This window comes from Streptomyces sp. HB132 (genome assembly GCF_016909575.1).
GTDB lineage: Bacteria > Actinomycetota > Actinomycetes > Streptomycetales > Streptomycetaceae > Streptomyces.
Map to the genome: position 1 here is coordinate 20354 of NZ_JAFBGA010000007.1, position 21983 is coordinate 42336.

Annotated in this window: 4 protein-coding genes; all 4 read left to right on the forward strand. The window is 74.3% G+C overall.

Annotated features, from left to right (window positions below; genetic code table 11):
* Window positions 1-7 precede the first annotated feature (7 nt).
* The 4 genes from JOC24_RS17275 (at window position 8) to JOC24_RS17290 (ending at window position 21961) form a co-directional block, all read left to right on the forward strand.
* Window positions 8-14629 carry an SDR family NAD(P)-dependent oxidoreductase gene (locus JOC24_RS17275; protein ID WP_307792713.1) on the forward strand — a complete coding sequence of 4874 codons (14622 nt, stop codon included), beginning with the start codon at window positions 8-10 and terminating at the stop codon, window positions 14627-14629.
* Window positions 14626-18093, forward strand: a complete 3468-nt coding sequence (locus JOC24_RS17280) for an amino acid adenylation domain-containing protein (RefSeq protein ID WP_205021215.1) — start codon at window positions 14626-14628, stop codon at window positions 18091-18093. Before JOC24_RS17275 ends, JOC24_RS17280 begins: the two co-directional genes overlap by 4 nt.
* A gap of 65 nt (window positions 18094-18158) precedes the next feature.
* The gene (locus JOC24_RS17285) at window positions 18159-19292 is read left to right on the forward strand and encodes an adenine nucleotide alpha hydrolase family protein (RefSeq protein ID WP_205021216.1); all 1134 of its coding nucleotides are present in this window, start codon (window positions 18159-18161) and stop codon (window positions 19290-19292) included.
* Between the two features lie 23 nt (window positions 19293-19315).
* Window positions 19316-21961 (forward strand): type I polyketide synthase, encoded by a 2646-nt coding sequence (locus JOC24_RS17290; protein ID WP_205021217.1) that lies wholly within the window; start codon window positions 19316-19318, stop codon window positions 21959-21961.
* The last annotated feature ends 22 nt before the right edge of the window (window positions 21962-21983 follow it).

Below are 21983 nucleotides of genomic sequence, written 5' to 3' on the forward strand. Positions count from 1 at the left end.
TGGGTCAGTGAACAACCCGGTTCCGGCGGTCGCCGACACGGACGTCGCCATCATCGGCATGGCCGGGCGCTTCCCCGGCGCCGACGACCTGGACTCCTTCTGGCGCCTGCTGAGCGAGGGTCGCGAGGGCATCACCCGCTTCAGCCGCGAGGAACTGGCGGAAGCGGGGGTGCCCACCCGGCTGCTGGACGACCCGGAGTACGTCCCCGCCCACGGGACCATCCCGGACCCGGATCTGTTCGACACCGGGTACTTCGAGTTCACCCCCGCCGAGGCCGCGATCACCGACCCGCAGCACCGCATCCTGCTGACGGCCGGCCACGCCGCCCTGGAGCACGCCGGCTACGACCCCGCCCGCCACGACGGGCTGATCAGTGTCTATGCCGGCGCGGCCATCAACACCTACCTCCAGCAGCAGGTCCTGCCCCACGTCGACCAGACCACCACCTCCGGTCACTTCGCGGTGATGGTCGGCAACGACAAGGACTTCCTGGCCACCCGCCTGTCGTACAAACTCGACCTCAAAGGACCCAGCTACGCCGTCCAGACCGCCTGTTCCACCTCCCTCGTGGCCCTCCACCTGGCCTGCCAGGGCCTGATCAACGGTGAGTGCGACATGGCACTGGCCGGCGGTGTCACCGTGAAACTGCCGCAGGCCAAGGGGTACCTGTACGAAGAGGGCGCGATCCTGTCCCGGGACGGGCACGTGCGCACCTTCGACGCGGACGCCAGCGGCACCGTCCTCGGCAACGGCGTCGGTGTCGTGGTCCTCAAACTCCTGCGGGACGCCATCGCGGACCGGGACACCGTTCACGCCGTCATCAAGGGCACGGCCACCAACAACGACGGCTCCGCCAAGGTGAGCTTCGCCGCGCCCGGTGCCGCCGGTCAGACCGCCGTCATCCGCGAGGCGCACACCGTCTCCGGCGTCGACCCCCGCAGCATCGGATACGTCGAGGCGCACGGCACCGCCACCCGCCTCGGCGACCCGGTCGAGGTCTCGGCGCTCACCCGGGCGTTCCGCGACTCCGGCCCCGACACCGGGTACTGCGCCATCGGCTCGGTGAAGTCCAACATCGGCCACCTGGACGCGGCTGCCGGTGTGGCGGGCGTGATCAAGACGGTGCTGATGATGAAGCACCGGACGCTGGTGCCGACCGTCAACCACATCACCCCCAACCCGGCCATCGACTTCGCGGCCGGTCCCTTCAAGGTGAACACCGGCACCGTCCCCTGGTCGGGTGAGGGCCCGCTGCGCGCGGGCGTCAGCTCCTTCGGTATCGGCGGCACCAACGCGCACGCGGTCCTCCAGGAAGCCCCGCCCGCCCCCGACACCGGTGACGCGCACCGCGCCCGGCAGTTGCTGGTGGTGTCCGCCCGCACCGCCACCGCGCTGACCACGGCCGCCGAGAACCTGGCCGCGCACCTCGACGGCGACGACACGGCCGCGCTCGCCGACATCGCCTACACGCTGGCCGTGGGCCGCCGGGCCCACGAGTACCGGCTCGCCGTCACCGGCTCCGACCGCGCCGCCCTCGCCCGGGCGCTGCGCACGGCTCCGGTCCCCGAGCGGCCCGGGACCGGTGAGGTCTCCTTCGTCTTCGCCGAGGACGTCCCGGACGCCGCGAGCCTGGCCGGCCGGTGGGCCACCGCCGAGCCCGCCTTCGCCGGGCACCACGAGGCCGCACTCGCCGCGGGTGCCGACCGACTGGGCGAGCGGGGACAGGCGTTCGCCCTGCAGTACGCGCTCGGCAAGCTGTGGCTCGACCAGGGCCTCACCCCGGTCGCGGTGCACGGCGACGGGCTCGCCGCCCGGGCCGCCGCCTGCGTGACCGGGGCGCTGCGGCTCCGGGACGCGCTGACCGACGGCAGCCCGGAACAGCGGGCAGCCCGCGCACGCATCCCGGTGCGCGGTGCCCACGACGAGGTTCGCGGTGTCGCCCTCGGTGTGACCGACGGCCCCTGGGACGGCGTGGCCCGCGCCTGGCAGGCCGGGGCCGACGTGGACTGGGCGGCATGGTTCGAGGGCGAGGAGCGTGGCCGCGTCCCGCTGCCGACGTACCCCTTCGAGGGCCGCCGCTGCTGGCTGACCGGCCCGGACACCGGTGCGCCCGCCGACCGTGTCACCGGCCCCGGCCCGCACCCCATGCTGGACGAGAACGTCTCGACCCTGGACACCCTCGCCTACCGCAGCTCCCGCACCGGCACCGAGTTCTACCTCGCCGACCACCGTGTCGACGCCGAGCCCGTCCTGCCCGCCGCCGGGCAGCTGGAACTGGCCCGCGCAGCCGGCGAACTCTCCCTCGGCGGACCGGTCCGGCTGCGCGGAGTCTCGTTCGAGCAACTGCTCACCTACGCCGCCGGCCCGCGCACCGCCCTGGTCGAGCTGTGGCGGGAGCGCGACACCGTCGGATTCGAACTCACCGCCGACGAAAGCGTGGTGGCGGCCGGCGAGATCCACCCGGGAGAGGCCGAGCGCCCTGCGCCGGCCGATCCGACCGCCGTCGCCGCCCGCTGCGCCGAGCTGGTCACCCACACCGACTGCTACGACATCCTGCACGCTCGCGGCCTGGACTACGGCCCCCGCATGCGCGCCCTCACGGAGGTGAGGCTCGGTGACGGGGAGGCCCTCGGCACCCTCGAGCTGCCCGATGGTGCCTCGCTCGACGGCGCCGTGCTCAACCCCGCCCTCCTGGACGGCGCCCTGCACGCCCTGGTCGTGCTGCTGGCCCGCGCCTACGGCGAGACGGCGGACGGCTTCCTGCCGCTGGCCCTGGGCGAACTCGGCGTGCACGCCCCCGTCACCGGGCCCTGCCACGTCCATGTCGTGGTCGGCCGACTGGGGAAGCGGACCGCACACGCCGACCTCACCGTCATGGACACCCACGGACAGGTACTGGCCCGCCTGCACGACCTCGCCGTACGCGTCCTCGGCGGCCCCCGTGAGTCCGCCCTGCTGGCCCGCCGCTGGACCGCCGCGCCCGCCGAGGCCACCGGCACACCCCTCGGCGACACGGCAGCAGTGGTCACCGCCGACCCGGCGCGTGGCGCACAGCTCGCCGCCCACCTCACCGCCCTGGGCATCGGCACGGTCACCCGCGACCTCGACCCGGCCACCGAGCCGGCTGTCGTCCTCGTCGACGAACCGGCCCCCGAGCAGGCGCTGCACGTCGTCCGCACGCTCCTCGCAGCCCGCCCCGCCGCACCCGTGCGCGTCCTGCTGCTGCACCGCCACGACACCGACGGCCCACGCCCCGAACGCGCCGCACTCGCCGCCTTCGCCCGGACCGTCCGCGCGGAGAACCCCCTGCTCGAAGTGCAGGCCGTCGGCCTCGCCGAGGACGTGGCCGAGGCAGAGGCGCTCGCCGGTGAACTGGCCGGCCACGGCCGTGACCCCGAGGTGGCCCACACCGCGCAGGGCCGCCGGATCCCGCAGGCCGAGCCGGCCCCGGCCGCCGACCCGGCAGCCGTCCGCGACGGAGGCGTGTACGTCGTGACGGGCGGTGCCGGCGGACTGGGCCGCGCCGTCGCCGGGCGGCTGCTCGCCCGGGCCGACGCCCACGTGGTCCTGCTGGGCCGCAGCGAGCGGCCCGCCGACCTGGACGAGCGCCTGGTCTACCGCAGCGTCGACGTGTCGGACCCGGACGCCCTGGCCGCCCGACTCGACTCGGTCCGCGAGGAGTTCGGGCCGCTCAACGGTGTCGTCCACGCCGCCGGGGTGCTGCGCGACGGCTTCGCCCTGACCAAGACCGCCGAGGACTTCGCCGCCGTCCTCGCCCCCAAGGCCGCCGGACTGCGAGCCCTGGACACGGCCACCGCCGACGACCCGCTGGACTTCTTCGTCGCCTTCTCCTCCATCGCCGCCCACATCGGCAACCCCGGCCAGACCGACTACGCGTACGCCAACGCCTACCTGGAGGCCTACGCCGAACGGCACGGCCGGATGACCGCGATCGCCTGGCCGATGTGGGCCGACGGCGGGATGCGCCAGAGCACCGAGGCCGCCGCCGAGATCGCCGCCCGCACCGGCTTCGGCGTACTGCCCACACAGGCCGGCCTCGCCCTGTTCGAGCAGGCACTCGGCACCCCCGGCGCGCTCGTCGCCGCCTACGGAGACCTCCGCACCGTCACCACCGCCCTCACCGCGCCGGCCGCCCGGGCGGTCCGGTCCGTCCCGGCCCCGTCGCCCACCGCGGCCACCGAGGGCGGCGGCCCGCGCGACGAGGCCCTACGACTGCTGCGCGAGCTGATCGCCGCCGAGACCGGTCTGGAACCGACCGAGCTGGCCGAGGACGCCACGTTCGACCGGCTGGGCATCGACTCGCTGGTGATCGCCAAGCTCAACCGCGAGCTGGACCGGCACTTCGACGCCCTGTCCAAGACCCTTTTCTTCGAATACGCCGACCTGGGTGAACTCGCCGGCTACTTCGCCGAGCACCACGCGGCCGAACTGACCGGCGGCACACCGGCGGCCGCACCGGTCACGCTCACGACGGACGACCCCGCCGCGCGCCCGCCGCGCGCCCCGCGCCGTACCGCACGAGCCGACGTCGCCGGACCCGCCGAGGACGACACCGAGGCCATCGCCGTCATCGGCCTGGCCGGCCGCTACCCGGCCGCCGACGACCTCGGCGAGCTCTGGACCGTCCTGGCCGAGGGCCGCGACGCCATCACCGAGATCCCCGCGGAACGCTGGGACAGCCGCCGCTGGTACGACCCGGACCCGGCGGCCCCCGGCCTCGCCCATACCCGATGGGGCGGATTCCTCCGCGACGTCGACCGCTTCGATCCGCTCTTCTTCGGCATCTCCCCGCGCCAGGCCGAACTGATGGACCCCCAGGAGCGCCTCTTCCTGCAGAACGCCTGGCACGTCCTGGAGGACGCCGGCTACCGCCGCTCCGACGTGGCCGGCCGGCCCGTCGGGGTGTACGCCGGCGTGATGTACGGCGAGTACCAGTTCCACGGCGCTCTGGACGCGCTGCGCGGCGGGGGGCCGCTCACCGGCTCGTCCTTCGCCACCATCGCCAACCGCGTCAGTCACGCCCTGGACCTGTCCGGTCCGAGCATGGCGCTGGACACCATGTGCTCCTCCTCGCTCACCGCGATCCACCTGGCCTGCGAGAGCCTGCGCCGGGGCGAGAGCGAACTGGCCATCGCCGGGGGAGTCAACGTCTCCGTCCACCCGTACAAGTTCGCCTTCCTCAGCCAGGGCCGCTTCCTCGCCTCCGACGGCCGCTGCCGGGCCTTCGGCGCGGGCGGCGACGGCTACGTGCCCGGTGAGGGCGTCGGCGCCGTCCTGCTCAAGCCCTACCGCAGGGCGCTGGCCGACGGGGACCGCATCCACGGCCTGATCCTCGGCAGCGCCGTCAACCACGGCGCCCGGACCAACGGGTACAGCGTGCCCAGTCCGCGCGCCCAGCAGGCGGCGATCACCACCGCCATGGAGCGGGCCGGCGTGACCCCGCAGGACATCGGCTACGTCGAGGCGCACGGCACCGGCACCGCCCTGGGCGATCCGATCGAGCTGACCGGCCTCACCCACGGCTACCGGTCCGCCGGGGCCGCGCAGGGCCCCTGGGCGATCGGCTCGGTCAAGTCCAACATCGGGCACCTGGAGTCAGCGGCCGGCATCGCCGGACTCACCAAGGTGCTGCTGCAGTTCCGGCACCGCACCCTCGTGCCCTCGCTGCACTCGGCAGAGCTGAACCCCAACATCGACTTCGAGCGTTCCCCGTTCCGCGTCCAGCGCGAGCTGTCCGCATGGCCCGACGCCGACCGGCCGCGCCGGGCCGGCCTCAGCTCCTTCGGCGCGGGCGGTGCCAACGCGCACCTCGTCCTGGAGGAGTCCCCGAATCCCGACCTGGTCACCGATGTACCGGCGGGCGAGCAGTGCACCGGCGAACCCGTGCTGTTCCTGCTCTCCGCCCGCGACGAGGACCGGCTGCGCGCCTACGCCGAGTCGGCCGCCCGCTTCGTCAGGACCGAGCGCGTGCCGCTCGCCGACCTGTGCTTCACCATGCAGGTGGGCCGCGAGTCCTTCGACGCCCGGTTCGCGGTGGTCGTCACCGACGGTGGCGAACTCGCCGACACGCTCAGCCGGTTCGCCGACGGCGGCCCGGCCCCCGACCTCGCGGACACGGGCCCGCTGGCCGGGCCGGCCGGCCGCTGGCTGGGCGGCGCCGACGTGGACTGGGCGGCCTGGCACGCCGGCCGGCCGGGGCCCGCCCCGCGCCGGGTGTCCGCCCCGCGGTACCCGTTCGCCGCGGAGCGCTACTGGATCCCGCTCGACCCCGACCCGGGCCCGGCGGCCCCGCATCCGCTGGTCGACGCCAACGAGTCCACCGTCACGGAGGTCCGTTTCCGCAAGACGCTGCGCGCACACGACCCGCTGCTCCGCGACCACGTGATCGAGGGCCGGCCGCTGCTCGCGGGCGCGGCGACGCTGGAGTTCGTCCGCGCCGCCACCGCGCTCGCCGAGCCGGGCACCCGGCACTCCCTGCGCGAGGTCGTGTGGGGCCGAGCCGTCGAACTCGGCGACGGGGAGACGGAGCTGTACGTCTCCTTCCGCCCGGACGGGACAGGGCTGGCCTTCGAGGTGTACAGTGGGACCGGTGCCGGCCGCACCACCCATGCCCGCGGCAGGGCGGTTCCGGCCCCCGCCGCCCCCGAGGCCGCCGAGGACCTGGCCGCGCTGCGTGCCCGTCTCTCCGTCGTACGCGACGGCCCCACCGCGTACACCGAGTACGCGGCCGCCGGATTCGCGTACGGCCCCTCCTTCCAGGTCATCGACGAGATCCGGGTCGGCCCCGGCGAGGCGCTGGTCAGGCTGGCCGGGGCCGGTACCGCGCCGGGCACCGAACTGCCCCCGGCGCTCCTCGACGGCGCCCTGCGGGCCTGCCACTGGACCGGCCGGACCACCGCGCCGCGCCCCGGCGAACTCGCCGTCCCCTTCAGTCTCGGAGCCCTGGACTCCTTCGCCGCGCTGCCCGAGGTCTGCCACGCTCACGCCCGGCTGTCCGGCGAGTCGGCGGGGGTGCGGCGCTTCGACCTGCGCGTCTACGACGACCAGGGCCGTGTGCTCGTCTCCGTACGGGACTTCGCGGGCCGTCTGCCCGGCAGCCAGGGGGCCGCTGTGAGTCCTGCGGCCGACGCCCCGGTGGCGCCCGTGGGTCCCGCGGCCGACGCTCAGGCATCGCTCGCCGACCGTACGCCCACCGCACCGTCCGAGCCCGACCGCGCCTCCGGCGGACCCCGCCTCTACGAGCCGTACTGGCACACCGCCGCCGAACCCGAACCGGCGGACGCCGCCGGGACCCTCGTCCTGCTCGGCCGCCGTCCGGAACTGGAGTCCGCGCTGGCGGCGACCGGTGTGTGGCGGCGCGTCGTCGCCGTCGGCGACGACACCGGCAGACTCGCCTCCCTCGCTGACGAGGACGGGCTCGACATCGCCGTCGTTCTCGACGGGGCGGACGGCGGCTCGCCCGCCGACCGGCTCGACCGCGCCTGCGCCCCCGTCCTGGACGTGCTCGACGCGGCCCGCACCGGCGTGCTGCCAGGCCGGGTGCGGTGCCTGGTGCTGCACACGCAGGATGCCGGTGAGGACCGGCCCGAGTGGGCGGCTCTGGCCGGGTTCGCCCGTTCCACGGGGCCGGTCGCACCCCGCCTGGAACTGCTCACCCTCGGCGTCGACAGCGCGGCGCCGGTCACCGAGGTCGCCCGGGCCGCGGTGGTGGAACTGCGTGCCGCGCCCCGCGCCGCGGGCCTCGAGGTCCGCCGTACGGCCTCCGGTGAGCGGCAGGCCCGTGCCCTGCGCACACTCGCCGCCCCGGCCGCCCCGGCCGACGTGCCCCTGCGGGAGGGGGGCGTGTACGTCGTGACCGGCGGCGCCGGTGCCATCGGCCGTGTCCTCGCCGAGCATCTCGCCCGCGACCACGCCGCCAAGCTGGTGCTGATCGGCCGTTCCGAGCCCGACGAGCGGACTCGTGCCTGGCACCGCACGCTGACCGGCCACGGCGCCGAGGTGCTCGCACTGCGCGCCGACGTGGCCCGGGCCGACGAACTCGGCGCGGCGCTGGCCGCCGCCCGGAACCGGTTCGGCGCCCCGCACGGCGTGTTCCACCTCGCGGGCGTCGCCGACGAGGGCCACGCCGACGGCGACCGGGAGCGCTTCGCCCGGCTGCTCGGCGCCAAGACCCACGGCCTGGTCCACCTGGACCGGCTGACCCGCGAGGACCCCCTGGACCTCTTCGTGGTCTTCTCCTCCGTCTCCTCCCTCATCGGTGACTTCGGAGCGGCCGGCTACGCCACCGGCAACCGCTTCGCCGACCTCTACACGGTGCTCCGCGACCACCGGACGCGACGCGGCGAGGGGCACGGCCGCAGTCTCTCCCTGGCCTGGCCGCTCTGGGCGGTGGGCGGGGTCGACGGGCTGGTGCGCGAGGAGGAACTGGCCGCGTACACCCGCCGCAGCGGGATGCGGGCGCTGACCGCACGAGCGGGTCTCGACCTGCTCGCCCGCTCCTTCGCCCCCGGCTCCTCGTGGCTCGTGCCCGCCTGGGGCGACCCGGCGGCCCTCGACGCCGCCCTGACGGGTAAGCCCGCCCTGTCCCGGCCCGTGGCGTCCGGACCCGTCGCCGCCCCTTCCGGCCGGCTCCGGGACCGGTTGGTGGAGCACCTGCGCGAGGTCCTGGCAGGAGTGCTCAAGCTGCCCGCCGGGCGTCTCGACAGCCGCGTCCCACTGGACGACTACGGCCTGGACTCGGTGCTGGTCATGGAGTCCAACTCGCTTCTGGGCAAGGACTTCCCCGGCCTGCGCGGCACCGTGTTCTTCGAGTTCCGCACGGTCGACGAACTGGCCGGCCACATCCTCGCCGAGCAGGGCGACGCCGTCACCCGCCTGTTCCCCGAGGAGACCGGGACGCCGCGGCAGGAGGAACAGCCGTCGCGGCAGGACGCCGCTGCCGCGTCGGTGTCCGCCCCGGTCCCGCACACCCCGCCCGCCCGCCGGGACGCCGACGAGCCGATCGCCGTCATCGGGATCAGCGGCCGCTACCCCCAGGCGGACACCCTGGACGAGTTCTGGCGCAACCTCGCGGAAGGCCGGGACTGCGTCACCGAGGTTCCCGCGGACCGCTGGGACGCCGACGCCCTGTTCGACCCGGACCCTGCCGCACCGGGCCGCAGCTACGGCCGGTGGGGCGGCTTCCTGTCGGACGTGGACTCCTTCGACTCGCTGTTCTTCCAGATCGCGCCCAAGCAGGCCCGCACGATGGACCCGCAGGAGCGGCTCTTCCTGCAGACGGCCTGGTCGGCGCTGGAGGACGCCGGCTACCCGCCGTCCCGGATACCGGCGCCCCGCCACGGCGGCCAGGGGCACGACGTCGGCGTGTTCGTCGGCGTCATGTGGGACGACTACGCGATCCTCGCCGCCGCCCAATCGGCCCTCGGCAACCACCAGGTCGTACTGGCCAACCGTTCCGCCATCGCCAACCAGGTCTCCTACTTCGGCGACTTCCGCGGCCCGAGCGTCGTGGTCGACACCGCCTGCTCCGCCTCCCTCGTCGCCGTGCACCAGGCATGCGAGAGCATCCGCCGCGGCGAGTGCTCGTACGCCATCGCCGGCGGGGTCAACGTCGCCGTGCACCCCGACAAGTACGTGCACCTCAGCCGCAAGACCATGCTGTCCGACGACGGCCGCTGCCGGGCCTTCGGCGCGGGAGGCACCGGGTACGTACCCGGCGAGGGGGTCGGCGCGGTGGTGCTCAAGCGACTGTCGGACGCGGTCCGCGACGGTGACACCGTGCATGCCGTGATCCGTGCCAGCGCCGTGAACCACGGCGGCCGGACGAGCGGCTACACCGTGCCCAATCCGCAGGCGCAGCAGGCGCTGGTGGAACAGGCGCTCGACGCCGCGGGTATCGACGCGCGCACCATCGGCTGTGTCGAGGCGCACGGCACCGGTACCGCCCTGGGCGACCCGATCGAGCACACCGCGCTGGCCCAGGCGTTCGCCCGGCACACCAGCGACACGGGATTCTGCGCGCTCGGCTCGGTGAAGTCCGTGATCGGCCACCTGGAGGGAGCCGCCGGCATCGCCGGGCTCACCAAGGCCGTCCTGCAGCTGCGCCGCGGCGTCCTGTTGCCCACGCTGCACGCCGAGGAACCCAACCCGGTCATCGACTTCGAGAGCTCGCCCTTCACCGTGCAGCGCGAGACGGCACCCTGGCCGCGCGCGTACGACGGTGACGGCCGCCCACTGCCGCGCCGCGCCGCCGTCAGCTCGTTCGGGGCGGGCGGCACCAACGCACACGTCGTCGTGGAGGAGTACCTGGCCCCCCGGCAGGCCGCTGCCGGGCCCGAGCAGGCAGAGCTGATCGTGCTGTCCGCCCGCGACGAGGACCGGTTGCGCGCCCGCGCGGCCGATCTGGGCCGCGCCCTCGCCGAGCCGGGTTCCCCGGGGCTGGCCGACGTCGCCCACACCCTGCGCGTGGGTCGCGAACCCCTCGCCGCACGGCTGGCGTTCCTGGCCGCCGACCTCGCGGACGCGGCCGGCAAGCTCGCGGCCGCAGGCCGGGGCGAGAGCGGCCAGTGGCTGCACCGGGGCCGGGTCGAGCAGCACCCGCCACTGGCCGGCCTGCTGACCGAGGGCATCGGCGGGGAGGACTTCCTCGCCACACAGATCGCGTCCGGCGCCGACGACCTCCTCGGCCGGCTGTGGGTCTCGGGCGTCAGCGTCGACTGGGACCTGCTGCACCGCCTGCGCCCCGCCGAGCGCCGCCGGGTGCCCCTGCCGACGTACCCCTTCGAGCGGGTACGCCACTGGCTCGACGTCACGCCCTCTCCCGCCACCGAGCAGGGCCCGCGCCGCTGGGAGCGCCGGCTCGCCGCCGAAGAGCCGGTGCTGCGCGACCACGTCGTCGACGGGTGTCCCATCCTGCCCGGCGTGGGCCACCTGAACCTGGTCGCCGAGGCGACCGGGGGACTGGCCGGACGGGCCTGCCTGGACGTCCGCTGGATCGTCCCGCTGGCCCTGAGCGGGGCCGAGGAGACCGTGGCGGTGGTCCAGGACGGCGACCGCTACGAGATCCGCGGCGCCGACGGCGCCGTACGCTCGTGCGGCCGCCTCGCCGCCGCCCCGGCCGCACCCGCTCCCCTCGACGTCACCGAGCTGCGGGCCCGCCTGGAGGAGGGCCCGGGCGAGGAATCCTTCTACCGGGCACTGACCGGGCAGGGACTGCCGTACGGTCCGTTCTTCCGCCGTGTACGGCAGGTGTGGACCGGCCGGGACGAGGTGCTCGGCAGGATCGGCGAGTCCGCCGGCGACGACCTGGCGCACGCCCTGCACCCGGGCGTCCTGGACGCCGCCCTGCACACCGTCGCCGCCCTGCTGGTCCGCCGCCGGGGTGAGGACGCCCGGCCGATGCTGCCGTTCGCGGCCGACCGTGTCGAGGTGTTCGGCGCCGTCCCCACGACCGGCTGGTCCTACGTCCGGGAGACCGGAACCGACCGCTGCGAGGTGCTCCTCTGCGACGACACAGGCGCGGTACGGGTCCGGTTCGAGGGCCTGACCTACCGCGAGGCCAAGCCGTCCACGGTGGTCGTGCACCGGCCGGTATGGACCGCCCGGCCCGCCGAGGAGCGCGCCCCGGCCGCCCACCGGGTACTGCTGGTCGGGGAGCGGCTGGACGCCGAGCCCGCCGCCCGCATCGCCGACGCCCATCACGGCGCCGACGTACACCGGCTTCCGGTCGGTCCCGGCGGCCTCGCGGACGCCGAACTCGACCGCGTCCTGGACGGGGCCGGCGCACCTGACCTGGTCTACTTCCTCGCCACAGCCCCCGGCCGCGAGCCCGTCGGCCGCGCCGAGCTGCACGCCCTCACCGACCGGGGGCCGGTCGCCCTGTACCGCCTGGTGCGGGCGCTGGCCCGGCACGGCCTGCTGGAACGGGAGATACGCCTGAAGGTCGTCACCACGGACGTCCACCCGCTCGAGGCGGGCGACACCTCCTCGCCGTGGGCCGCCGGGACCGCCGGCCTGGCCGCCGTCGCGGCCAAGGAGTTCCCCGCGCTGCGCGTGGCGCTCGTCGACGTACGCACCGCGGAGGCCGCCCAGGCGGCCGACGCGATCGTGGCCGAGCCGTTCCCGGCCCGGCCGGTGCCGGTGTCGCTGCGCGCGGGCGTCCGCCGGGTGCGCACCCTCGAGCGGGTCGAACTGCCCGCCGCCGCACCCCGGTTCCGCCGCGGCGGTGTCTACCTGGTCGTCGGCGGACTCGGCGCCGTGGGCCGGGACACCTGCCGGTACCTGGCCCGCGCCTACGGAGCGAAGCTGGTCCTGGTCGGCCGCTCCCCGCTCGACGCGACCCGGCGGCAGACCGTCGCGGAGCTGGAGAAGGCGGGCGCCGAGGTCCGCTACCTCGCCCTCGACGCGACCGATCCGGACGCGCTGCATGACGCCGTCGAAACCGCCGTCCGGGAGTTCGGTGCCCTCCACGGGGTGATCAACGCCGCCATGGTGCTGGTCAACCAGGTGCTGAAGGAGCTGCCGGAGGACGGGCTGCGGACCGCCCTGGAGTCCAAGACCGACCCCACCTGGAGTCTGCTGCACGCGGTGCGCGGGGTGCCGCTGGACTTCGCGCTCTTCTACTCGTCCGGCGTGGCCTTCGAGGGCAACCACGGCCAGGCCGGCTACGCCGCCGGCTGCACCTTCGCCGACGCCTGTGCCCTGCACGCCGCCCGCACCCTGCCCTTCCCGGTGCGGGTCCTCAACCTCGGCTACTGGCACGCGGGCGGCGACCCGGAGCGGGAGCGGGTACTGCGCCGGTTCGGCGCCGCCGGCATTCGGGCGCTGAGTGCCGAGCAGGGCATGACCGTCGTCGAGCGGACCCTCGCGGCCGGACTGCCCCAGGTGTTCGCCCTGGACGCCGACCAGCCCATCCTGGACAACCTCGGCATCGACCCCGACCGCACCCTGAGCGTGCTGCCGGGCGGGGCGCCGGATCTGCTGCCAGAGGTCCGCTTCCCGGGGGCGCCCGGCGCCGACCTCGAACTGGCCGACCACCAGCGTGCGGTCGCCGAGGCGGAGGAGCTGGCGCTGAGCCTGCTGGCATCGGTCCTCGACCGGGCGGGCCTGTTCGGCGCGGGCGAGGCTTCCGGCGAGGAACTCGCCGCCCGCCTGGGCGTGGTGTCCGAACACGCCTCGCTGTTCCAGGCGCAGTTGGAGATGCTGGCCGAGGCGGACTGGCTGACCGTCACGGACGGCGGGCGCCTGCGCCCGACGGGCCGCGAGGCCGCGCCCGTGGACGAACTCAAAGCACGGTTCGCGGTGTTGACGGAACGGCACCCGTCCCTCGCGCCGGTCGTCACGCTCCTCGGTGACTGCCTGACCGCGCTGCCCGAGGTTCTCACCGGCCGGCGCCCCGCCATCGAGGTCCTCTTCCCCGACGGGTCCGCCGAGCGCGTGGCCGCCGTCTACCGGGGCGACCCGGTCACGGACCGCTGCAACAGGGAGGTGGCGCGGCTCGTGGCCGAACAGGTCGAGGCACGCCGGGCCGCCGACCCCGCCACGCCGGTGCGGATCCTGGAGATCGGCGCCGGTACGGGCGGCACCACGGCGACCGTGCTCGCCGCCCTCGCCCCCCACGCCGACGGGATCGAGTACGTCTTCACCGACGTCTCACCGGCCTTCGTCCGGAAGGCCAGGAACCGCTTCGGCGAGCAGTACCCCTTCACGCGCTTCGAGGTGCTGGACATCGAAGCCGACCCTGCCGGTCAGGGCCTGGCACCCGGCGCCCACGACGTGGTACTCGCCACCAACGTCCTGCACGCCACCCGGCGGCTGTCCGACACACTGACCTGGACCAAGCGGCTGCTGGGGCGAGGCGGCGCCCTGCTCCTGGTGGAGGGCACCCGGGCGCGGCACCAGCTGGCGCTCGTCTTCGGCCTGACGGCCGGCTGGTGGCTGTTCTCGGACCCGGAGCAGCGCATGCCCCGTTCCCCGCTGGCCGGCGAGCGCCAGTGGCGGGACGCGCTGGCCGCGTGCGGCTTCACGGACATCAGCGCGGCCGCCCCGACGACGGAGGCCGGACCGGCCTTCCAAAGCGTCATCGCCGCCGTGAGCGACGGCGTGGTGCCCGGCGAGGGGCGGGCCCCGGCAGCCGGGCGGAAGCGGGCCCCGGTGCCCGCGCCCGCTTCCCGCGTGGCCCCGGCCGCCCCTGTCGCCCCGCCCTCACCTGTCTCCCCGGACGACACCCTGCGCCAGGTGACGGACGTCTTCGCCCGCGTCCTGGAGATGCCACCCGGCCGGCTCGACCCCGACCTCACCTTCGAGAACTACGGTGTGGACTCGCTGGTCGTCCTGGAGGTGACCCGCGCCCTGGAGGCGGTCTACGGGCCCCAGCCGGCGAGCCTGCTGTTCGAGCGGATCACCATCCGACAGCTGGCTGTGCACTTCGGCGCCGCAGCGCACAGCCCCGAAATCCCCGATGTCCCCGCCACCACCCCCGCAGCGCCCGGACCGGCCCCGGCCGACGGTGCCGAGCGTCTGGTCGCGGGCCTGTCCGACGAAGCCGTCGACGAGCTGCTGGCCGAACTGCTCTCCCAGCGCGGAGAGTCCGAAGGAGACCGACGATGACTGCCGAGCCGTTCAGTTGCGTCGTGATCGGCGAGGAGACCCTCCTCGTCGAGTGCACGAGGCTGCTCGTGGCCCGCGGACACACGGTGGCCGCTGTGGTCTCCCCCTCCGCCGAACTGCTCGACTGGGCCGAGGGGGAGGACCTGACCGCCGTACCCTTCGGCGCGGACCTCGTCGAACGCCTGGCCCCGCTGCGCTTCGACTACCTGTTCAGCATCGCCAACCTCCGGATGCTCCCGGCGGAAGTGCTCGCCCTGCCCACCCGGCTGCCCGTCAACTTCCACGACGGTCCGCTGCCCAGGCACGCGGGTCTGTTCGTCACCAGCTGGGCCATCCTCGACGGCGACAAGCAGCACGGTGTCACCTGGCACGTGATGAACGTGGAGGCCGACACCGGCGACGTGCTCAAGCAGCGCACGGTGCCCGTCGACCCGGCGGCCACGGTGCACGACCTCGATGTCGCCTGCTTCGAGGCGGGCGTCGAGTCCTTCGCCGAACTCGTCGACGAACTGGCCGCCGGCACGGCCACCCGCACACCGCAGGACCTGGGCCTGCGCACGTACCACGGCCGCTACGACGGCCTGCCCAGGGGTGGTGTGTTCGACTGGCACCTGCCCGCCGCCGAACTGGACGCACTGGTGCGTGCCACCGCGTTCGGGCGCCGCCGCAACGACTTCGGCACGGCGCTGCTCGCCTGCGGCGACGACCTGCTGGCCGTCCGCGGCGTGGAGGTCACCGAGCGTGCCTCCACCGCCGAGCCCGGCACCGTCGTCGACGCCGCCCCCGACGCCCTCACCGTGGCCACCGGTGACCGGGACGTCCGCCTGACCGACGTCGCCGCCCTGTCCGGGGAGCGCCTCGACCTCCTGGCCCTGGCCCGGGAAATCGGCGCACGCTTCCCGCACCTGCCCGACGCTGCCGTCACCGAGCTCGCGGAGGCCGCCCGCGCCGCCCACCGCCAGGAGCGCCGCTGGCTGCGCACCCTGCGGTCGCTGCGGCCGGTGCTCCCGCCGAGGTTCGGTCCGCTGAACCCGGTGGCCCGCCCGGCGGGCCCGGTCACGCTGCCCGAGGCCCTGCGCGAGCGGGGAACGGATCCCGAGCGCCAGGCTCTCGCGGCCGCCCTGGCCTTCCTCGCCCGACTCACCCGGGGCGACGAGCGACACGTCGCCGTGTCCGCCCCGAGGGCGGACTCCCCGGCTGCCTCCCGCATCCTGGCGCCCGATGTGCCCCTGCACGTCCCGGAGGGGCTGCTCGACCTGACCCTGTCCGGCCTGACCGAGCTGATCGGCACCGCACTCGACGAACTTCCGGATCGCACGCCGTACCGGCGTGACGTGCCCCTGCGGCACCCGGGCCTGACCGGCGCCGCCCGCACCGGGCTGCCCGTCGCCGTCGTACTGCCCGGCGGCGCGGCCGAACAGGGCGACCGGCCGCTGACCGTCCGCATCGAAGCCGACGGAACCGTCGGCTTCCACGTGGGCGCCGGACTCACCGCGGACCACGAGCGCTGGCTCGCCGGGCACTTCGCCGCCTTCCTCGACACCCTCGCCGCCGACCCACACCGCCCGCTCGGCACCGCCGACCTGCTCGCACCCGAGGAGCGGGAGCTGCTGCTCGGCCGGTGGAACGACACCGACGAGGAGTACCCGCGCGAGGAGACCGTGACCCGGCTGGTCACCGACATCGCCTGCGCCGCACCGGACGCCGTCGCCGTCCGCTTCCAGGACCGCGCCCTCAGCCACGGCGAACTCGACGAGGCCGCCGACCGGCTGGCCCGGCACCTCGCCGGTCTCGGCGCGGGCCCCGGCACACTCGTCGGCGTCTACCTGGAGCGCTCGCCCGAACTGCTGATCAGCCTCCTCGCCGTCCTGCGCACCGGCGCCGCCTACGTGCCGATCGACCCGATCTACCCGCCCGCCCGGATCGGCCACATGCTCCAGGACTCCGGCACCCGGCTGGTCGTCACCGACGAGACGCTGGGCGGCACCCTGGCGGAGTTCCCGGTCACCCCGGTTCCGGCTGCCATCGCGCTCGCCGCCGGGCCGCCGGCTGCCCCGCTCGACCGGTCCGACCCGGACACGCCCGCCTACGTGATCTACACCTCCGGCTCCACCGGCCTGCCCAAGGGCGTCCAGGTCGGTCACCGGGCGCTGGTCAACTTCCTGTGGACGATGGCCCGCAGGCCGGGTTTCGGCTCCCAGGACTCGCTGCTCGCGCTGACCACCGTGTGCTTCGACATCGCGGTCCTGGAGCTGTACCTGCCGCTGGTGCGGGGCGGCACCGTGGAGATCCTCTCCGCCGCGGAGGCCGCCGACGGTGTAGCCCTGCGCGAGCGCGTGGAACGTTCGGCGCCCACGGTCCTGCAAGCCACCCCGACCACCTGGCAGATGCTGCTCGCCGCCGGCTGGACCGGCGATCCGGCGCTGCGCGCGCTGTGCGGCGGCGAACCGCTGCCCCCCGAGCTGGCCGGCCGACTCGCGCCCCGCGTCGGCGCGTTGTACAACATGTACGGCCCGACCGAGACCACCATCTGGTCCACCGTGGACCGGGTGCTGCCCGGCGGGGCGGCCACCATCGGCCGGCCCATCGGCAACACCCGCTGCCACGTCCTCGACGAGCGCGGGACACCGGTGCCGCCCGGCATCCCCGGCGAGCTGTACCTGTCGGGCGACGGCGTCGCCGACGGCTACCTCGGCCGGCCCGAGCTGACCGCCGAACGTTTCGTCGCCGCTCCCGGCGGCGGCACCGGCCGCGCCTACCGCACCGGCGACCTGGTACGGCACCTGCCCGACGGCCGCCTGGAGTACCTGGAGCGGATCGACGGCCAGTTCAAACTCAACGGCTACCGCATCGAGCTCGGCGAGGTGGAGACCGCCCTGCGCCGGCTGCCCGGCGTCACCGCCGCCGTCGCCGTCGTCCGCGAGGACCGGCCCGGCGAACGCCGCCTGGCCGGCTACCTGGTCGGTCCGGCGGGCTCGCCGGACACCGCCGCGCTGCGCTCCACCCTGGGCGAGCGCCTGCCCGCCTACATGGTCCCCTCGGCCCTCGTCGTCCTGTCCCGGCTGCCGCTCACCCCGAACGGCAAGGTCGACCGCAAGGCCCTGCCGAAGCCGGACGTCGTCCGTGTCGCCGGCGGCTCGGCGGCCGTCCGCACCGACCTGGAGCGGCGCATCGCCGAGGTCTGGTGCCAGGCGCTCGGCCTGGAGTGGGTCGGCGCCGAGGACAACTTCTTCGACGTCGGCGGCGATTCGCTGCGCCTGACGTCCGTGGTGGCGACCCTGCGCGAGCGCCTCGGCCTCCCGGTCACCCGCCTCGACATGTTCGGCCATCCGACCGTACGGGCGATGGCCGCCCATGCCGCCGACACCGGCCGCCCCGCCGAGCCCTCCGCCCCCCGGCCCCGGCGCTCCCGGGACACGGCGGCGCTGGCCCGCCGCCGTGACCGCAGGGGGCGGCGCTCATGACCGGCCCACACGACTCCGCCGCACCCACCGCACAGCCCGATCCGTCCGTCTCGCCAGGGGGTTCCGTGTCCACTTGTCAGGTCTGTTCACTCAAGGCCGTCCATCCGGGAGTGGTGCTCGACGACCAAGGGGTGTGCAACCTGTGCAACCTGGACTTCGCCGAGGACCTGCTCGTCAACTACCGCTACACCAGTGAGGTGTTCACCGAGTTCCAGCAGGCGCCGCCCGGCACCGGCGAGTACGACTGCCTGTTCATGTACAGCGGCGGCAAGGACAGCACCTACATGCTGGACAAGTTCGTCAACGAGTACGGCAAGCGGGTGCTGGCCTTCACCTTCGACGTGCCCTTCGAGAGCGTGCACGCCGCCCAGAACATCGCGCTGGCCCGGGAGAAGATCCCCGCGACGTTCGTCCTGGACGCCGACGACGACAACATCAAGCTGATGATGCGCGAGGTGTTCAACCGCCCCGCGCCGAAGAAGCCCGGCAAGTACCTCGACGAGAAGCTGCCCTGCGTCTCCTGCCGCACCTTCTTCGTCCTGCGCGCGATCCTCATGGCCTACCGGCGGAAGATTCCCTACATCGCGCTGTGCGCCGACCCGCAGCAGATCCTCACCATGGAGTCCGACGTCCGGAAGATCGTGCGCGACTTCTACAAGACGTTCGGCGAGCGGCTCGTCGACACCCTCTTCGGCGGGCAGTTGGAGGAGCTCCTCTTCGACGACGACGAGAACCTGCCGAAGATCGTCTTTCCGTTCATCGCCATGCGGCACGAGTACGACCCCGACCGCATCGTCGAGGAACTGCGCGCCAAGGGCCTGTACGAGTCCTCGCCGATGGAGACCCACTGCACGCTGTTCCCGCTGCTGAACTACTACTCGTTCTCTAATTTCGACTGCATGTTCTACAAGCTCAACGCGGCCAGCCACGTGCGGTCCGTCAAGCGCAACGCCTCCTACGACCGCAACACCTTCAGCATCAAGTTCCCGCGCTCGCTCGACCTCGCCGACGTGGAGGGCCGGCTCGGCAGGGTCGTCAAGGAGATCGCGGCGGGGGAGGGTGACCGGGACGAGCACGAGCGCAGCCTCATCGACCTCTTCCAGCGCATGGACGCCTCCGAGGACGCCGCCCGCTTCGTCGCCCGCAGTTTTCTCGACATGCGATCCGTCGCCGACGACCTCGGCATACGGCTGAGCTGAAACCCGAGCAGGAGAACAAGCACATGACGATTTCCGACTCCGACGTCGCCATCATCGGCATGGCCTGCCGTTTCCCGGGCGCCGACTCCGTCGACCGCTTCTGGGACGTCCTCAGCGAAGGACGCGAGACGCTGACCCGGTACACCGACGAGGAACTTCTCGCCGCAGGTGTGCCCGCCGCCCAACTGGCGGACCCGCGCTATGTGAAGGCCGCCCAGACCATTCCCGGCACCGACCTCTTCGACTCCGGGCTGTTCCAGTTCACCCAGGACGAGGCCGAGATCCTCGACCCGCAGCACCGGATCTTCCTGGAGTGCGCCCTGGAGGCCCTGGAGCGGGCCGGCTACGACCCCGAGCGCACCGACGCGCCCATCGGCGTCTACGCCGGAGCCGGCATGAACACCTACCTGCTGCACAACCTGGGCGAGCGCTACCGCGCCGCGTCCACGGTGGACCACTACCGGCTGATGCTCGCCAACGACAAGGACTTCCTCGCCACCCGGGTGTCGTACAAGCTCAACCTGACCGGGCCCAGCATCAGCGTCAACACCGCCTGCTCCACCTCGCTGGTCGCCGTGCACACCGCCTGCCTCGCCCTGCTCGGCGGCGAGTGCGACATGGCCCTGGTCGGCGCGGTCCACCTCAACCCGCCGGACCGCGGCTACCAGTACCAGGAAGGCATGATCTTCTCACCCGACGGCCACTGCCGCGCCTTCGACGCCGAGGCCCGCGGCACCGTGATCGGCAGCGGCGCCGGAGCCGTCGTCCTCAAGCGGCTGAAGGAGGCCCTCGCCGACGGCGACTGGATCCACGCCGTCATCAAGGGCTCCGCCATCAACAACGACGGCTCCGCCAAGACCGGTTACACCGCGCCCAGCATCTCCGGGCAGGCCGCCGTCGTGGCCGACGCCCAGGACGTCGCCGACGTCGACCCGGAGACCATCGGCTACGTCGAGGCGCACGGCACCGGCACTCCGCTCGGCGACCCCATCGAGGTCGCCGCGCTCACCGAGGCCTTCCGCGACGGCACGGACCGTACCGGACACTGCGCGCTCGGCTCGGTGAAGACCAACATCGGGCACCTGGACACGGCCGCCGGCATGGCGGGTCTGATCAAGACCGCCCTGATGCTGGAGCACCGCACCCTCGTGCCCAGCCTGCACTTCACCGAGCCCAACCCGGACATCGACTTCGCCGCCGGCCCGTTCTTCGTCAACACCGAGAAGACCGGGTGGACGAGCGAGACGGGCCCGCTGCGCGCCGGCGTCAGCTCCTTCGGCATCGGCGGTACGAACGCCCATGTGATCCTCCAGGAGGGCCCGGCCCGTGGCCAGGCCCCGCACGAGAACCGGCCGGAGCTGCTGGTCCTCTCCGCCCGCTCCGAGGAGGCCCTCGAACAGGCCGCCACCGCTCTCGCCCGTCATCTGCGGGCCAACCCCGGCCTCGACCCGGCCGCCGTCGCCCAGACCCTCGGCCTCGGCCGCCGAGCCCACACCCACCGGCTGGCCGTGGTCGCCGGCAGCACCCGCTCCGCCGCCATGGCGCTCGCCCTCGGCGACGAGGAGCGCACCCGTCGTGGCGTGACCGGACGCGAGCCGAGCGCCCCCGTCCTCGTCCTGACCGGGACCGGCGCCGACCCCGCCGACGCGGCCGAGCTGTACGCGTCGGTGCCCGCCTACCGGGACGCCGCCGACGCCTGCGCCGCCGCCGTCGAGCGACCCGGCGAGGCCGAGGCACTCCTCGCCGAGACCGGTGCGGTCGCCGCCTGCTGCCACGAGTACGCACTCGCCGCCGCCCTCACCGCCTGGGGCCTCGCACCGGCCGGCCTCGCCGCCACCGGCACGGGACTCGCCACGGCCGCCGCCCTCGCCGAGGCCCTCCCGCTCGCCGACGCCCTCGCCCTGGCCCGCGGCAGCGGTCCCCACCGCGTGTCCCCGCCCCGGCTGCCCGTCGTGTCACCGCGCACCGGCCGCTGGATGACCGAGGACGAGGGGCGTGACCCCGCCGCGTGGACCGCCCGCGCCGACGCCACCGCTTCCCTGGACGTGCTGCTCGACGGCACCGGCCGGCACACCGTCCACCTCACCGCACCGGACGGCGAACCCGGCGGCCTCACCCACCTGCTCACCGTCGCCGCCGAGCAGTGGGCGCTCGGCGCCGACCTCGACTTCGCCGCCGTGCACACCGGCCGGGACATCCGCCGGGTGCCCCTGCCCACCCACCGCTTCGAGCGTCGGCGGCACTGGGTGGAGCCCGGCGACCACAGCGCCCGGACCGAGGCGCCACCGGCCGGGGACCGGCTGATCGCCCGCTTCGATCCGGCCGACCCGCAGCACAACGTCGAACTGATCCGGGACTACACCGCGGAGGCGATCGGCAAGGTCCTCGGCGGCCGGCACCTGGCCGTCCTGGACACCAACCTCTTCGACCTCGGCCTGGACTCCCTCGTGCTCATCGAGGTCGTCGCCAAGCTGGGCGAGGAACTGGGTTTCGAGGTCCCGGCCGCCTCCTTCGTCGAGTTCCCCACCATCCGGTCCTTCGTGGACAACCTCGCCGAGCTGATGGGCCTCGCCCCCGGCACGGCCCCCGGCGGCGCAGGCACCGCCCCGGCCCCGCGCACCTCCCGGCGAGCCCAGCGTGCGGCCGCCCGCCACACCGGCCAGGCCTGATCCCCTCCCGGGCAGCGACACC

Excerpts from the sequence above, each read along its gene's own strand:
- JOC24_RS17280 (WP_205021215.1), top strand. The coding sequence starts at position 14,626 with ATGACTGCCGAGCCGTTCAGTTGCGTCGTGATCGGCGAGGAGACCCTC.
- JOC24_RS17290 (WP_205021217.1), top strand. The coding sequence starts at position 19,316 with ATGACGATTTCCGACTCCGACGTCGCCATCATCGGCATGGCCTGCCGT.